Raw genomic sequence first — 15,694 nt, forward strand, 5'->3', positions numbered from 1 at the left:
CGGCCTGGACGAGGTCGCCCACGAACTCAACACCCGACCCCGCGAAACGCTGGACTGGAACACCCCAGCCCAACGCCTCGCACAACTCATCACTCCCTAACGATTGCACTCACCCCTTGACCCCAAGAGATCGAAAACGCCGCCAACCTCATGATCAACGCACGACAGCGACGCACGACAGCGACGCCCGACAGCGGAGGGGGTGGGTCAGTGGGTGGGGGGGATTACGCGGAGGTGGCCGCGGCGGGAGGTGGGGGACGCGGCGGGGGGTGCGGAATGGTTCTGGTCGTCCTGGGGCGGACGGGGAGCGGGGCGGGCGGCCTCGCGGACCGCCTCGGCCAACGCCACCAGGTCGTCCGTGGTGGGCGGCGGCGGCTCGAACTCGCCCTCGTGCCGGACCACCTCCCAACCGCGCGGAGCGGTCAGGCTGCGGGCGTGCGGCTCACAGAGGTCGTACGTGTGCGGCTCGGCGAAGGCGGCCAGCGGGCCCACCACGGCGGTCGACTCGTTGTAGACATAGGTCAGCGTGGCGACCGCTTGCCGGGGGCAGCCGTTGCGGGAGCAGCGCCGTGGTGACCTCACCGGCGCAGGGTATCTCCATTACCGGCTCCGGCGCACCGCTTCGCGTTACGACACGCCCGTCTTGGTGATCACATTTCTCGTCCGTGGCCGCAACGCGCCACACGTTCGGTGCTGACGCGGCCAGCAGCGGGCTGGAAGCTACTCTTTGGCTCATGACGAGCCCGGAGAACCGCCGCCCCGGCACCGGCCGGCGGGCGCACCGCGACCGGCACGGCCGCGGTCTGCGTGGGCGGCTGGTGCCGGCCACCGTGCCGCTGGCACGGACCAAGGCGGAGATCTTCGATGATCTCGTGCTGGACACCGTCGAGACGCTGGAGCGACGGTTCGCCAAGGAACTGGCCGGGGTGGAGTTCGCCGTCGAGGACGTTCCGCCCGACCTGAACGTCTACGACTCCGACGTGTTGGAGGACGGCGAGGTGCCGCTGGCCCGGCTGCTGCCCGGCCGACCCGGCCGCCAGGAGGTCCCGCCCCGGATCGTGCTGTACCGGCGACCGCTGGAGTTCCGGGCGTTGGACCGGGAGGATCTCGCCGACCTGGTCCACGACGTCATCATCGAACAGGTGGCGAACCTGCTCGGCGTCGACCCGGACGAATTGGCCTGATCGCGGCCGGAGCGCCGGCCGGTCCTTCAGCACGGCCCGCCCACCGGAATCTCCGCCGGGCCGATCCGCCGCTGAGATCCGCGCGCCGGGCCGGGCCGCCGCGCCGGGTGGGACGGCCTCCCAACCGCCCCGCCCCACGTCGACTCAGGCCGCCCGGCGCTTGAGCTTGCGCCGCTCCCTTTCGGAGAGCCCACCCCAGATCCCGAACCGCTCGTCGTGGCCGAGAGCGTATTCGAGGCACTCCGTCTTGACCTCGCACCGCGAGCAGATGCGCTTCGCCTCGCGGGTCGAGCCGCCCTTCTCGGGGAAGAACGCCTCCGGGTCGGTCTGCGAGCACAGGGCCCGCTCCTGCCACTCCGGCGCGTTTCCGAGCAGGTCGGCCGCCTCGAGCTGGCCGTCCATTCAGTTGCCTCCTTGTCGCGCACCGGCGTCGTCGCCGCTGCAACCCCCCACGCGAAAGGCGTGCTTTTGTCCGTCCGGTCCGGTTATCGTGCGTTCCGTGCGAACAACCCCATTCAAATTACACGCGTGTAATGCGTGCGCCGTCAAGCCAAACTTGATAATGGAGTCATCCTCCCGACACGCGTCCCGGACGGCCGTCCGTACCACCCGGTCTCGCCCTGCCCTATCGATTCAGACCCCGGCCGAGTAACGCCCTCCCCGGCGAGTTGCCCGAGTTTTCTCCCGTGGCGCACCGGGCGCCGCCGGAGCGACAGGCCTTCGCGTCCACGCCGAGGAGGCCGCCATCAAGATCCGTTGATCTTGACGCGCAAGATTATCCCGACTTCGCCAACCCTGCCCGCCGAGCGGGTGAACGACTACCGCGTCCCGTCCACAATGTGGACGGGACGCGGTAGTCGGAGGGGCTCCGGTGGTCAGTCGGTCGACGCGTTCAAGCTCGTCGGCAAGGCGAATTCGGCGACCACGCCACCGGTCACGGTGACCGATCCGACGGGCGTTTCGCTGTCCCACCAAACGGTATAGACGCCCGCCGGGAGGTCCGGGTAGACGGCACTGTGAAAGGTGCCGTCCCGGACCCGCCGCTCGCGTACGGCAGAGTGCGTACGCCGATCACCGTCCTGATCGGCACGGCTCACCTCGATCTCGCGACCAAGCAGTTGCCGTCCGGTGTAGATGATCAGGGCACCGGTGTCGCCGCCCAGGTCGAGGACGACCGTACCGGTTCCCGAGGGGCCGTACGTGTGGGCATGCTCGTGTCCGCTCATCTGCCTCACCTTCGACTCAGGACTCCGCCGACGGGTTGTTGAACCCGTCGTAGGGCGTACCGAGGAACGGGAACTTACGCAGGAACGGCGCGGTAACGTCCGCCGCGCTGAGCCCCGGCGTCACCGCTCCGGCCGCCTCGTCCGGCTGGAACTTGCGGTCCACCAACGGCACCGTCAGCCCCGCGATGGCACGCAGCGCGATGGTCACCACGTCGTCGGTCACCCGCCGGCCGTTCGGGAAGCCCGCGAGATCGCCGCCGAGCACACCGAAACGGTTGGGCCGACGGGCCGGCGGGATCGCCGTGTTCAGCCGGAGCATGTCCGCCTGGACGTCCCCGGTGGTGTTGGTGAAGCCGTCGATCAGGCCCTCCGGGATGCCGGTGAGCAGAATGGCGACCAGGTCTGCGCGGGCCTTCTTCGACCTGTTCAGTTTGTCCAGGTTGGGGAAGACATCGGGGTAGAGCACCGGCAGCAGGGCGGCCAGTTCCGGCCGCTCGACGAACTCGGCGAACCGCTTGTCCTCCGCCGGGGGCAGGGTGTTCCACAGATCCTTCTGCGCCATCGGCACGATGACCTCGTTGAACAACGGGTTACCCAGTCTGGACACCTGCGTGAACGGTCCGGCGTTGGTATCGGCCGCCACCCGGTCGCCGAGCACTCGCACCTGCCGACGGGAGGCCGCGGTCCACACCCCGATGACCGAGGCGGGTTCCTGCCAGTGGTACCGGTCGGCGCGGCGCCGCAGCCGCTCCACCGGCACCTGCAACGCGATGCTGTGCACGTTCAACCGGTCGGTGGCGTTGACCGGCTCACCGGCCTCCTTGAAGATCTTCTTACCGGCGACGTGCAACTGCTGGAACGGCCGCAGCGTACCGAGGTCGAAGATCGCGCCCAGGTCCACGAAGAAGCCGTCGGCACGCTGACCGGCGAAAACCCTCTCGCCGGTGGAGATCTTGAAGGTCGCCTGGCGGACCAGATCCCCGTAGTCCGGTGTGGACAGCGGGCCCACGTTGCACGGCGGGCAGGGCAGCTTGCGGGCCAGCCGCTGCTCCCGGCCGCCGACGATCCGGGTCAGGCTGTAGAACTGCCGGCGGTTCCAGTTCTCACTGTCCAGCGCGTCGATTGGCCCGGTGTTGTAGAGAAAGCTGTTCGGATTGGTGATCTCGGTGGTGAATTCGAAGCGGTAGGTGACGTCCGGCTGTCCGTCACCGTCATTGTCGATGTGGATCTCGTACCGCACGTCGTCGCCGAACTCGAAGAAGTTGGGGCCGCCCGAGGGCAACTGCAACGGCACGTAGTTGGCGATCAGCGTCACCGTGTCCGGCCGGTCCGGGGTGACGAACGCGTACAGGTCGGATGAATCGGCAACCGGATCCTTGGCGATCTCCGGCGCCTCGCGATGTGAAGACATGACGAACCCACCTCACTGGGCGAAAGAGTCAATCGGGTTGGCCGGCCGGGGCATCGAGGTCCGGGCCGGGAGTGCCGGACCTGCCGGCTGCGTCGGACGGCGGAACGCTCAGCGCCGACGGCGGGACCGGACGTGCCGCGCGGAAGGCCCGCATCCGCGCACTGTGACACCGCGCGGGGCGATACCCCCGGCGACGGCGGGCGGGGTGGTCGCTGTGGCGGCGCAGGCTCGGGTGTGCACGGGCTCAGCGCCGGGCCGCGGCGCGACGCAGCCGATCCGCCAGGCCACGGTCACGAACCTCGATGCGGGACTGGCCGACGAAGACGTCCATGGTGCCGGACCGGGCGTCACGCAGATGTACGACGATCGTCTCGTCGGGGCCGGCAGCCGTCTTGTCGTCGCCGTCACCGGCCAGGGAAAGCCCCGGCACCGCGAGCGCGGCGGCGCCGAGGGTGGCACTGGCCGCGGCGGTGATTGTCTGCCGGCGGGTCAGTTTCGGCCAACGCCGCTTCCGCTTCTCAGTGATCATGACCAACCTTTCCGGCGGCGGCGCGCAGGCGCCCGCGGTGACGGACGGGGGTCACGACAGACCGCGCCGGGCCCCCGGGAGGGGTGCCGGCGGCGGTCCTCGCCGTGCCGCCGCCGGCATCGACAGGTACGTCCGGCGGCGGGCGAAGGTTCGACGCTAGGCCGTGAGGTGACCGTACGCAGTCGTACGCCTACGCGCCGGTCGACCGGCCGCCGCCGCAATGGCCCGCAACTGCTCCTCGGTACGCGCCGATCCGTTGCCGGACCCGGCCATCCGCGAGATCGTCTCCTCCATCAGCGTGCCGCCCAGATCGTTGCAGCCACTCCGCAGCAGCTCCGCGGTGCCGGCGTCGCCCAGCTTCACCCAGGAGCACTGGATGTTGTCGATCCGGCCGTGCAGCAGCACCCGCGCCATCGCGTGCACCACCCGGTTCTCCCGCCACGTCGGCCCGGGCCGGGCGATACCGGCGAGGTAGATCGGGGCGTTTGTGTGCACGAACGGCAGCGCCACGAACTCGGTGAACCCGCCGGTGCGGTCCTGCACCCCGGCCAGCACCCGGAAGTGCGCCAGCCAGTGCGCGGGATGGTCGACGTGGCCGTACATCATTGTGGAGCTGGACCGGATGCCCAGCTCGTGAGCCGTGCTGACCACCTCGACCCAGGCGGCGGTCGGCAACTTGCCCTTGGTGAGCACCCAGCGCACCTCGTCGTCGAGGATCTCCGCCGCGGTGCCCGGGATGGTGTCCAGTCCCGCCTCGCGCAGCCCGGCCAGCCATTCCCGCACGGACACACCGGCCTTGGCGGCGGCGGTGACGATCTCCATCGGTGAGAAGGCGTGCACGTGCATCTGCGGCACCCGAGCCTTGATCGCCCGGACCAGGTCGGCGTAGATCGTCACCGGCAGCTTCGGGTCGATGCCGCCCTGGAGGCAGACCTCGCCGGCACCGGCCGCCCACGCCTCCTGCGCCCGGTCCGCGACCTGCTCCACCGAGAGCCGGTACGCGTCGGCGTCCCGTTCCCGCTGGGCGAAGGCGCAGAACCGGCAGCCCACGTAGCAGACGTTCGAGAAGTTGATGTTGCGGTTGACCACGTAGGTGACGTCGTCCCCCACGGCGGAACGGCGCAGCTCGTCGGCGGTGCGGCACAGCTCGTCCAGGGCCGGCCCGTCCGCGCCGAACAGCGCCAGCGCGGCGTCGGTGTGCCGGGGCTCCAGCAGCGCCGCCGGGTCGTCCGCGGCCAACCGCAACCCGGCCCGCAGGTCGGCGTCGCCGGAACCGGCAGTGGCCGGCCGGCCGGCACCGCCACGGTGCACGGCCTCGGGTGGCGGGCCATCGTCGGCGCCCGCTCGTGCCGGCGGCACGGCCGCCTTCGCGGCGACCTCCGCCCAGTCGCCGTAGACGTGGTCGAAGTCGCCTCGGCGGTCGTCCGTACGCCCCGCGGTGTCGATGGTGGCGTGCAGGTCGGTACGCCCGCCGAAGGTCTCGTCGGGCTCCTGCCACGGCCGGCCCACCGGGTGGGCCGCTTCGACCGCCAGCCCGGTCGTCGGGTCGGCGAGCGCGGTCACGTGCGGCAGCAGCCGGGCGTCCAGCCACGGCTCGCCGGCCTGGACGTACTCCGGGTAGACGGTCAACCGTTCCCGGAGCGTGAAGCCGGCCGCCGCGGTACGGGCCGCCAGTTCGTCGAGCTGCGGCCAGGGCCGCTCCGGGTTGACGTGGTCCGGGGTCACCGGTGACACGCCGCCCCAGTCGTCGATACCCGCCCGCAGCAGCAGGTCGTACTCGCCGGCGATGAGGTTCGGTGGGGCCTGGATGCGGGCCTTCGGGCCCAGCAGCACCCGGGCCACCGCCACGGTGGCCGCGAGGTCATGCAGTTCGGCGTCGGGCATGCCGCGCATCGCGGTGTCCGGCTTCGCCCGGAAGTTCTGCACGATCACCTCCTGGAGGTGGCCGTACTCGCGGTGGGTACGCCGGATCGCGAAGATCGCGTCGACCCGTTCGGCGAGGGTCTCGCCGATGCCGATCAGGATGCCGGTGGTGAACGGAACGCCGACCCGCCCGGCGTCGTCGAGCACCCGCAACCGCACCGCCGGTTCCTTGTCCGGTGAGCCGTAGTGCGGACCGGCGGGCTCGGACCACAGCCGGGTGGCCGTGGTCTCCAGCATCATCCCCATGCTCGGCGCCACCGGCTTCAGCCGTTGCAGCTCCGCCCAGGAGAGCACGCCCGGGTTCAGGTGCGGCAGCAGGCCGGTTTCCTCCAGCACCGCCACCGCGCAGGCCCGTACGTAATCCAGAGTGGACCCGTAGCCGCGTTCGTCCAGCCACTGTCGGGCGGCCGGCCAGCGCTCCTCCGGTCGGTCACCGAGGGTGAACAGGGCCTCCTTGCAGCCCTGTGCCGCACCGGCCCGGGCGATGGCCAGCACCTCGTCGCGGTCGAGGAAGGCCGCCGGCAGCCGGTGCGGCACCGTGGCGAACGTGCAGTAGTGGCAGCGGTCCCGGCAGAGCCGGGTCAGCGGAATGAAGACCTTCTTCGAGTACGTCACCACGTCGGGCCGACCGGCGTCCCGCAGACCCGCGTCACGGATCGCACCGGCGATGCCGAGCAGTTCCTCCAGGGCCGTGCCCCGGGCGGTCAGCAGGGTCGACGCCTCGTCGACGTCGAGCGCCCGCCCGGTGGCGGCGCGACGCAGTGCCCGTCGTACGCCCCCGTCACCCGGCCCGGGCTCGCTCTGATCAACCATCTGCTCAGCCTATGCGCTGCGGCCCGGTCCGGCCCCGGCCCGTGGGCAACCGCACGTGGCCCCGAGGTCAGCGGGGCCTGGCGCGGCCCGATCCCCGCGGTCGCTCAACCGGCCTGGTCGCCCGGGTCGATCCGCTGGGTGCGGTCGGCCTCCCCATCACCCGGCCGGGGAACCGACGGACCGGCGTCACCGTCGCCCGGCCGCGGAATCGCCTGGGTCGGCTCGGTGCCCTGATGCGGGATCGCCTGGGTCGGCTCCGCGCCCGGGCGCGGGGAGTTTCCGGCCGGGTCGCCCTGGCGCGGCACGCCCCCGGCCGGATCGCCCTGGCGCGGGATGCTCTGCGTCGGGTCGGCGGAGGCCGGCTGCCCGAACGGCGGTGCGGCCGGCGAGGGCGGCGCCGCCGACTGCGGTGGCACCGCCGGCTGACCGTGCGGCGGCCAGGTGTGCGGGGACTCCGGCGGCCCTCCGGCGGAGGGTGCCTGGCCAGCCATTGGCCAGCCCGGATGGCCGGAGCCGGGGTAGCCGGCCGGATAGCCGGCAGGCCGTTCGGCACCCGGCCAACCACCCGACTGACCGGGCGGCGTCCAGCCGCCGCCCTGGTGACCGGGCTGTCCACCGAACTGACCCGGGCCGCCGGGCTGCGGCCAGCCCTGCTGCGGCGTGCCGTACAGGCCGGGCTCGGGCTTGGGCCGGGGCACGTGGTAGAGCCGCTGCCACACACTCCACACCACGTACGCGGCCGCCGCGAACAAGGCCACCCAGGCGACCCGGGTGAGCAGGCCGGTCATCGCGTCGAAGAGCTGCGCTTCGGCCAGCCGACCGACCACCCAGATCAGCAGGGTCAGACCGCCAAGCACGGCACTGACCGCGTACTCGATCAGCGCCACCTGCGTGATCAGTTTCGCCCGGCCGACGGTCGGGGCGAGGTGCGTGGCCAGCAGTACCGCCAGCACCGGCAGGACGACCGCCTCGACGCCGATGAAGGCGAAGAACGAGCTGGCCGCCCGGCCGGTCACCGTGCTGTAGGCGCCCTGTGGGGTGAGCAGCCGGATCAGCCCCACGAAGAGGAAGACGGCGTTCGCGCCCAGGAGCACGAGGGCGACGAGTTCACGCAGCGGCCCGGTCACCTGGCGGGCCGGGGTCGGTTCGGTGGGCGGGGGCTCGGCGGGGCTGGTCACGAACTCTCCCTGGGGGCGAAAGCGGACAGATGCCGACGTGAGCCTAGTCTCCCGGGGCAGTCGCCTGCCGGAGGCGTCACGTAGGCGAGGATGGGCGGATGCGCATCGTGGTTCTGACCGGCGGAATCGGCGGTGCCCGGTTCCTGCTGGGGGTGCGGGCGTACGCCCGCGAGGTGGGTGCCGAGGTGACCGCGGTGGTCAACGTCGGCGACGACCTACGGCTGCACGGGCTGCGGATCTGCCCGGACCTGGACAGCGTGCTGTACACCCTCGGCGGCGGTGCCGACCCGCAGCGGGGTTGGGGCCGCGTCGACGAGAGCTGGACGGTCAAGGACGAGCTGGCGGCGTACGGTGCCGAGCCGAGCTGGTTCGGGCTGGGGGACCGGGACATCGCCACCCACCTGGTCCGTACCACCATGCTCGACGCCGGCTATCCGCTGCATCAGGTCACCGAGGCGCTGGCGGCGCGCTGGCAGCCCGGCGTACGGCTGCTGCCGGCGACCGACGACCGCCTGGAGACACACGCGGTCGTCGACGTCGACGGTGGCCAGCGGGCGATCCACTTCCAGGAGTGGTGGGTGCGGCACCGGGCGCAGATCCCGACTCACCGGTTCGTCTTCGTGGGGGCGGAGTCGGCGAAGCCGGCACCCGGCGTGACCGAGGCGATCGCCGGGGCCGACGTGGTGCTCGTGGCGCCGAGCAACCCGGTGGTCAGTATCGCGCCGATCCTGGCCGTACCGGGCCTGCGCGAGGCGGTGGCGGGCGCTTCCGCCCCGGTGGTGGGCGTGTCGCCGATCATCGGTGGCGCGCCGGTACGCGGCATGGCCGACCGCTGCCTGGCGGTCGTCGGCGTGGAGTGCACCGCTGGCGGCGTCGGCGGGCTGTACGGCGGCCGGGCCAGCGGCGGGCTGCTCGACGGTTGGTTGGTGGCCGAGGAGGATGCCGCAACGGTGGTGCCGGACGTGACGGTACGCGCGGTGCCGCTGAGGATGACCGACGAGGCGGCGACGGCGGCGATGGTCCGCGCCGCGGTGGAGTTGACGTGAGACTGGAGATCCTGCCGGTGCCCGGCATCGGGCACGTGACCGAGGGTGACGACCTGGCGGTCCTGATCGGAAGCGCGGCGCCCTGGCTGCGCGACGGGGACGTGCTGGTGGTGACCAGCAAGATCATCTCGAAGGCCGAGGGGCGGCTGGTGGACGTACCCGCCGACGGCCCGGACCGGCAGGCCGTCCGGGACGACGTACTGGCGGCGGAGACGGTACGGGTGGTGGCATCGCGCGGCCCGACCCGGATCGTGCAGACCCGCCACGGCTTCGTGATGGCCGCCGCCGGGATCGACGCGTCCAACGTCGACAAGACCCGGCTGGTGCTGCTGCCCGAGGACCCGGACGCCTCGGCCCGCGCACTCCGCGCCGGCCTGCGCGCCCGGTACGGCGTGGACGTCGCGGTCGTGGTCAGCGACACCATGGGTCGTCCCTGGCGCAACGGGCTGACCGATGTGGCTCTCGGCGTCGCCGGAATGGACGCCATCCGCGACCACCGGGGCGAGGTCGACCCGTACGGCAACGAGCTGGTGCTGACGCAGATGGCGGTGATCGACGAGCTGGCCGCGGCGGGCGAGCTGATCAAGGGCAAGTGTGATCAGATGCCGGTCGCGGTCATCCGCGGTTATCTGACGCCGCCGCTGTCAGGTGACGGGGAGGGTGCCCGGGTGCTGGTCCGGGACGCCTCGATGGACCTGTTCTCGCTCGGCACCGCCGAGGCGAAGGCGGCCGGGTTGACGGCCGCCGCCACCCTGCCGGACCAGCCGGGCGACGCCGCACCCGATGCGGCAACTGTCGAGCGGGCGATCGCCTCGGTCGCCGATGTGATCGCGCCCGGCACGGTCTTCACCCAGGTCACCGACGATGAGGTACGCGCTGCGCTGATCCCCATCGTGCCGGGTTGGCCGGCCCACGCGACCGGCCTGGTGCTCTGTTCCCCACCCACCCCCGTAGGCCCGTTCCAACTGGTCCGCTTCGGCACCGACGTACAACGCCTGCGCACCGCCCTCGCGGCGGCAAACGTCCCCACTCAACTCCTCCCCCCACCCAACGGCACCGCCGCCGCCACCACCCTCGCCCTCTAACAGTCCGCCCTCGCGGGTGGGCGAGGTCAGGGGTTGAGGACGGCGCGGCCTAGGGGGGTGAGGGTGTGTAGGACGGTGTTGCGGTCGCGGTGGCTGACCAGGAGGCCCGCGTTCCGCAGCACGGTGGTGTGCTGGCTGGCGGCAGCCGCCGAGATGTGCAGCCGACGGGCCAGCTCGCCGGTGGTGCAGCCGTCGTCACTGGCGGCGAGGACCGCCGCGCGGGTACGACCGAGCAACGCGGCAAGCGCCTCCCGGCCGGTGTCGCCCGCCCCGACCGCGTCCGCGGTCAACCCGCCCAGCTTGTCGACCGGGTAGACCAGCACCGGCGGTAGTTCCGGGTCGAGCAGCGCGACGGGCGTGTTCGCACAGAAGAACGACGGCACCAGCAGCAGCCCTCGCCCCTCCAGGTGCAGTTCCCGGCTCCGCGGATAGGCGGGGATCTCCAGCACCCCCGACTCCCAGCGCAGGCCCGGCCGCAGCGTGGTCAGCAGCCCTTCGACACCGCCGTCGAGCATGGCCCGCGCCCGGCGTGCGCGGTCGGCCTCCACCGCCCCCTGGACCCGCGTCCAGTACGGGCCGAGGGCAAGCTCGCGGTAGCGGCCCATCGTCTCCGTCAGGTGGGTCAGGGCCTCCGGCTCACCCCGGGCGATGGCGGCGACACCGGCGGGCAGGTTCCGGTTGCTGTTGGCGAGCAGCGTCAGGTCGCGTTGCAGCAACGCCACGGGGGTACGCCGCAACGCCTCCATCCCCGCCTCGAATCCGCGCACGCTCTCGTACGGGGTGAGGAAATCCGGAAAGTAGCCGCGCGGCGGGCTCAACGTCGACAGTAACCGCAGCGCCTCGGCATCCACCTGTCGACGCAACCCCCGGGAGACCTCGCGGCGCCAGCCGGCGAGCAACGGGTCACGGCTGCGCCCAGGCAGCAGGTGCAGGCTCAGCACCACTTCCCAGACCGGATCGGCCGCCGGAGCCACCCGGGTCCGGAGGATGTCCTCGCCGGAGAAATGGATCTTCAGCATGGGTACTCCCATCGCCCGGCGAAGGGGGCACCCGGCGACCTTCGAACTCTACCCGGCCACGTCAGCCTCGGGCAGTTAAGCCTCAGCTAAAAGACCTCGACGCCCGTCACATGAATCCGCCATGCTTCCCGTGCCACAGGGGGCGACGCACGTTGAACGTGCCCACCCCGCTGGGCGCCCGAGATCGGGCGGCCCCCTACGAGGGTCTGCGGCTCAGGTTCCGCAGGGGGTGCCGCCCGATCTCCCTGGCCCGGCTACGGCAAACCCCGGCTCCCACACACCGCACCGACGTCTCCACCAGCACGCCGTACGCTGGCACGGACGAGAGGAGCGGCCGTTGTCGACGCCCCGAATGGTGGCCGAATCCCCGCGCGGCGACGCGGACGACTGGACGGCGCTGCACGCCGACGCGGTGGCGGCGCTCAGCGGCTGGACGCCGACCAGCCCGGACGCGGCGGTAGCCCGGGCCCGCACCCTCGGCCTGCTCGACACCGGGCCGATCGCGATGGCCCGCGAGCACCGGGCCGGTCACGTCACCGCGAGCGCGTTGGTGTTCGACGCGACCGGCACCCAGGTGCTGCTCTGCCTGCACGGAAAGTTCCACAAGTGGGTGCAGTTGGGCGGGCACTGCGAGCCCGGCGACCGGACGCTGGCCGACGCGGCGTTGCGGGAGGCCACCGAGGAGTCGGGCGTCACCGGTCTGCGGATCGATCCGACGCCGATCGACGTGGACGTGCACCCGGTGGCCTGCCAGGGCGGTTCGCTGCACCACGACGTGCGCTTCGCCGTGTTCGCCCCGGCGGGGGCGACGGAACGGGTCAGCGCGGAGTCCGAGGCGCTCGGCTGGTTCCCACCGGATCGCCTGCCGCATCCGCTGGCCGGCGGCACGGCCCGGCTCGTCACACCGGGCCTGGCAGCCTTCAGACGAGCTTGTCCTCACCCCGTCTCTTGAGCTCGTCCACGATCGACTTCACATCCTGAGCGCGGTCACGCGGGCAGACCAGCAACGCGTCCTCGGTGTCGACCACGATCAGGTCCCGTACGCCGACGGCGGCCACCAGCCGGCCGGCCTGCGGCGCCACCACCATGCCGCTGCTGTCGTGCAGCAGCACCTCGGACTTGGCGTCGCCGGTGAGCACCACGTTGCCGTCGGTGTCCGCCGGCAGCACCTCGCCGAGGGTATGGAAGTCACCCACGTCGTTCCACCGGAAGTCACCCGGTACGGTCGCCACCCGGCCGGCCGTGGCAGCGCCCTCCATCACCGCGTAGTCCACCGAGATCTTCGTCAGCGTGGGCCAGACCGCCCCGAGCACGTCGTCCTGTTGGTCTGTGCCCCACGCCGCCGCGATCGCGGTGACCCCGCTGTGCAGGTCGGGCTGCTGACGTGCCAGCTCGGCGAGGAACGCCGACACCCGCCAGACGAACATGCCGGCGTTCCAGAGGTAGTGGCCCGACCGCACGTACGTCTCGGCCACCTCCGCGCTCGGCTTCTCCTTGAACTCGACCACCGGGCGCATCGGGCCGCCATCGACGGGCTCACCGGTCCGCAGGTATCCGTAGCCGGTCTCCGGCCGGGTCGGGGTGATCCCGACCGTCATCAGCAGCCCCTGCTCCGCACCCCGAACCGCCTCCCGGACGGTGTCCACCCAACGCTGTGGGTCGCCGATCAGGTGGTCGGCGGCGAAGGATCCCATGACGGCGTCCGGATCGCGTACGGCGATCACCGCAGCGGCCAGCGCGATGGCGGCGCAGGAGTCCCGTGGCGACGGTTCGACCAGAATGTTCTCCTCTGGGAGACCGGTCAGTTGGCGGGCCACGGCCGCAGCGTGCGCGGCCCCGGTGACCACCATGGTGCGTTCGGGGGTGGTCAGCGGCCCCAGCCGGTCGACCGTCGCCTGGAGCAGCGACGCGGGCGTACCCGTGAACGGGTGGAGAAATTTGGGATGGCCAGCGCGGGACAGCGGCCACAACCTTGTGCCGCTGCCACCGGCCGGAATGACGACATAGATCACCAGGACATCATGCCCGAACCACCCGGACCGGGCCCCTCGGTTGCCGGCCTCAGGCCCGCGCCCTGGTCCAGGCCGCGATGTGCACCTCGGCGCTGGACCCCCAGGTGAACTCCTTCGCCCGGTCGAAGCCGGCCTTGGCCAGCGACAGCCGGCGCGGCTCGTCGTCGAGCAGCGCGGCCAGGTCCGTGGCGATCTGGTCCGGATCCTCGCTGGTGTACGCGACCGCGTCGCCACCGACCTCGGGCAGCGACAGTCTGGGGGTGGTGAGCACCGGAGCCGCGCACGCCATCGCCTCCAGGATGGGCAACCCGAACCCCTCGCCGTAGGAGGGGTACGCGGCGACCAGGGCCCCGCCGAGGAAGCCTGGCAGGTCGCCGTAGCGCAGGTAGCCGGGACGCAGCAGTCGCAGATGTGAGGGCACTTCGGCCACCGCGCGGTCGATGTCGTCGTCGTGCCCCTGCCCGCCGGCTACCACCAGCGCGGGCGGGTCCTGCCGGTCGGCGACCGCCCGGACCCAGCCACGGATGAGGTTCGGCACGTTCTTGCGGGGCTCCTTGGCGCCGAGGAATGCCACGTAACTGCCGCCACCGAGCCCCAGGCGAGCACGGACCCTGGCCTTCTCCTCGTCGCCGGGCGCGTGGAAGGCGTCATGGTCCACGCCGTGGTAGGCCACGTCGATCCGGGTCGGGTCGGCGTCCAGCAGCCGGATCAACTCGTCGCGGGTGGCTTTGCTCGGCACGATCACCCGGTCCGCTCGCCGCAGTGAGGTCTTGATGGCGCTGCGGAAGAACGTCCGGCGGGACTTGTCGTAGTGCTCAGGCTCGGTGAAGAACGTCGCATCGTGCACCGTCACGGTCACCGGACAGCCGGCCCGCAGCGGGCAGGTGTAGAAGGGCGAGTGCAGCACCTCAGCACCGACCTGTTGGGCGAGCAGCGGCAGACCGGTCTGCTCCCAGGCGAGCCGGGCCGGCCGGTGCGCGACCGCCGCCGGCGCCGGGATGATCTCCGCGCTGGGCAGCTTCCGGCGGTAGCGATCCAGATCGGTGCGGAGGCTGACCACCACCAGGTCCACCGCCGATCCGCACACCTTGCCGAGGGCGCCGAGCAGGCCATCGACGTATCTACCGACGCCGCCGCGATCGGCGGGAACACTCGTGGCGTCGATGAGCACGCGGGGCGGGCGGCCGGCGGTCACGGGGCGACTCCTTGCGGTGGCGGGACTGTGGGGAACGACACTCCGGCAAGCCTACGCCGGAGCCGGGCACGGACGCTGACTGCGACCCGACGGTACGCCGACTTGTCGCTGCCATCGAGTACGGCCGCCGGGCGCGTATCGTTCGCGCCGATGGCCGACAACATTGCCCGGGTCTTCGCCGACGCGATCGCGACCGACCCGAACCGCCCATTGCTGACCTGGTACGACGACGCGTCCGGCGAGCGCACCGAGCTTTCCGGAGCGACACTGGCGAACTGGGTGGCCAAGACCGCCAACCTGCTCGTCGACGAACTGGCTCTCGGGCCGGGCGGCACCGCCGCGGTGCTGCTGCCGCCGCACTGGCAGAGCGCCGCCGTACTGCTCGGCTGCTGGTCGGCCGGGTTGACGGTGCAGCCGGCCGGATCGCCGGACGCCGAGCCGCCGGGCGAGGTGGACGTGCTTTTCGCCGCCATCGACCGCGTCGCCGAGGCCGACGCCTGGTCGGCGGCCGACCGGTACGCGCTGGCGTTGCACCCGTTCGCGCTGCCGCTACGCGAGGTGCCGGCGGGCTTCGCCGACTATGTCACCGAGGTACGCGCGCACGGCGACCACTTCACGGCGTACCCCCCTGGGGGCCCGGACCACACCACGCTGCGTGCCCGGGCCGCCACCCGCGCCGCCGAACTCGGCATCTCCCCCGGCGACCGGCTCCTCGTGGACGTCGACCGATACCCGGACCCGCTCGACTGGCTGTTGGCCCCACTCAGCGCGGGTGCCACTCTGGTGCTCTGCGCCCACCCGGACCAGACCCGCCTGGCCGACCGCCAATCGACGGAACGCATCACCCACACCCTGCCCTGATCTGCCCGCTTGCCCTGCCCGGTCCCCCCGGCCCGGCTGCCCGGCCGGCTGCCCTGCCCTGTCCTGCCCGGCCCGCCCGGCCCTTGCGAGGACGCTCCGCGAGGCGAGCGATCGATCCACCGTGCCGACCCCTCACCCTCCGTGTTGTCTACCCTCCGTGGCTGCGCCAGCGCCGGGTGATGTACCCCCTCCCGCCCTTTGCTCTGCTTCAA

General features: G+C 71.9%; 15 protein-coding genes. 5 read left to right on the forward strand and 10 right to left on the reverse strand.

Features of this window, described 5'->3' with window-relative positions; translation table 11 throughout:
* Positions 1-207: 207 nt before the first annotated feature.
* Positions 208-582 carry a DUF3499 domain-containing protein gene (locus tag KBX50_RS16985; protein ID WP_210937998.1) on the reverse strand — a complete coding sequence of 125 codons (375 nt, stop codon included), beginning with the start codon at positions 580-582 and terminating at the stop codon, positions 208-210.
* A 152-nt stretch (positions 583-734) separates the two neighbouring features.
* Here KBX50_RS16985 and KBX50_RS16990 point away from each other — a divergent pair, with 152 nt between their 5' ends.
* Positions 735-1,184 carry a metallopeptidase family protein gene (locus KBX50_RS16990; protein WP_210937999.1) on the forward strand — a complete coding sequence of 150 codons (450 nt, stop codon included), beginning with the start codon at positions 735-737 and terminating at the stop codon, positions 1,182-1,184.
* A gap of 144 nt (positions 1,185-1,328) precedes the next feature.
* Here the strand turns inward: KBX50_RS16990 and KBX50_RS16995 are convergent, their stop codons facing one another.
* The 6 genes from KBX50_RS16995 to KBX50_RS17020 form a co-directional block, all read right to left on the reverse strand.
* The gene (locus KBX50_RS16995) at positions 1,329-1,586 is read right to left on the reverse strand and encodes a WhiB family transcriptional regulator (RefSeq protein WP_013731688.1); all 258 of its coding nucleotides are present in this window, start codon (positions 1,584-1,586) and stop codon (positions 1,329-1,331) included.
* 473 nt (positions 1,587-2,059) lie between these two features.
* Positions 2,060-2,410, reverse strand: coding sequence for a phospholipase (locus KBX50_RS17000; protein ID WP_210938000.1), 351 nt, complete (start codon positions 2,408-2,410; stop codon positions 2,060-2,062).
* Between the two features lie 16 nt (positions 2,411-2,426).
* Complete coding sequence (locus KBX50_RS17005) at positions 2,427-3,821, reverse strand: DUF4331 domain-containing protein (RefSeq protein ID WP_210938001.1); 1,395 nt, start codon at positions 3,819-3,821, stop codon at positions 2,427-2,429.
* 244 nt (positions 3,822-4,065) lie between these two features.
* The gene (locus KBX50_RS17010) at positions 4,066-4,350 is read right to left on the reverse strand and encodes a hypothetical protein (protein ID WP_210938002.1); all 285 of its coding nucleotides are present in this window, start codon (positions 4,348-4,350) and stop codon (positions 4,066-4,068) included.
* A 156-nt stretch (positions 4,351-4,506) separates the two neighbouring features.
* Complete coding sequence (locus KBX50_RS17015; RefSeq protein ID WP_210938003.1) at positions 4,507-7,086, reverse strand: bifunctional FO biosynthesis protein CofGH; 2,580 nt, start codon at positions 7,084-7,086, stop codon at positions 4,507-4,509.
* 104 nt (positions 7,087-7,190) lie between these two features.
* Positions 7,191-8,264 carry a hypothetical protein gene (locus tag KBX50_RS17020; protein WP_210938004.1) on the reverse strand — a complete coding sequence of 358 codons (1,074 nt, stop codon included), beginning with the start codon at positions 8,262-8,264 and terminating at the stop codon, positions 7,191-7,193.
* Positions 8,265-8,362: 98 nt separating this feature from the next.
* Between KBX50_RS17020 and cofD the strand changes: the two genes are divergently transcribed.
* Both cofD and KBX50_RS17030 read left to right on the forward strand, forming a co-directional pair.
* Positions 8,363-9,310 carry a 2-phospho-L-lactate transferase gene (gene cofD / locus KBX50_RS17025; protein ID WP_210938005.1) on the forward strand — a complete coding sequence of 316 codons (948 nt, stop codon included), beginning with the start codon at positions 8,363-8,365 and terminating at the stop codon, positions 9,308-9,310.
* On the forward strand, positions 9,307-10,395 hold the full coding sequence (locus KBX50_RS17030) for a coenzyme F420-0:L-glutamate ligase (RefSeq protein ID WP_210938006.1): 1,089 nt from the start codon (positions 9,307-9,309) through the stop codon (positions 10,393-10,395). The genes cofD and KBX50_RS17030 overlap by 4 nt, the downstream gene beginning before the upstream one ends.
* 26 nt (positions 10,396-10,421) lie before the next feature.
* Here the strand turns inward: KBX50_RS17030 and KBX50_RS17035 are convergent, their stop codons facing one another.
* Positions 10,422-11,414: a helix-turn-helix transcriptional regulator gene (locus KBX50_RS17035; protein WP_210938007.1), complete on the reverse strand. Its 993-nt coding sequence runs from the start codon at positions 11,412-11,414 to the stop codon at positions 10,422-10,424.
* A 352-nt stretch (positions 11,415-11,766) separates the two neighbouring features.
* Between KBX50_RS17035 and KBX50_RS17040 the strand changes: the two genes are divergently transcribed.
* The gene (locus tag KBX50_RS17040) at positions 11,767-12,366 is read left to right on the forward strand and encodes an NUDIX hydrolase (protein ID WP_210938095.1); all 600 of its coding nucleotides are present in this window, start codon (positions 11,767-11,769) and stop codon (positions 12,364-12,366) included.
* On the opposite strand, the gene KBX50_RS17045 is transcribed toward KBX50_RS17040, so the two are convergent.
* Positions 12,335-13,426, reverse strand: a complete 1,092-nt coding sequence (locus KBX50_RS17045) for a sugar phosphate nucleotidyltransferase (RefSeq protein WP_210938008.1) — start codon at positions 13,424-13,426, stop codon at positions 12,335-12,337. The two genes, KBX50_RS17040 and KBX50_RS17045, sit on opposite strands and share 32 nt — an antisense overlap.
* 49 nt (positions 13,427-13,475) lie before the next feature.
* The gene (locus KBX50_RS17050) at positions 13,476-14,621 is read right to left on the reverse strand and encodes a glycosyltransferase family 1 protein (RefSeq protein ID WP_210938009.1); all 1,146 of its coding nucleotides are present in this window, start codon (positions 14,619-14,621) and stop codon (positions 13,476-13,478) included.
* 150 nt (positions 14,622-14,771) lie between these two features.
* Between KBX50_RS17050 and KBX50_RS17055 the strand changes: the two genes are divergently transcribed.
* A complete protein-coding gene (locus KBX50_RS17055) occupies positions 14,772-15,482 on the forward strand; it encodes a TIGR03089 family protein (RefSeq protein WP_210938010.1) in 711 nt (236 codons plus the stop codon).
* Positions 15,483-15,694: the final 212 nt, after the last annotated feature.

This window comes from Micromonospora sp. C51 (assembly GCF_018070435.1).
Taxonomy (GTDB): domain Bacteria; phylum Actinomycetota; class Actinomycetes; order Mycobacteriales; family Micromonosporaceae; genus Micromonospora; species Micromonospora sediminimaris.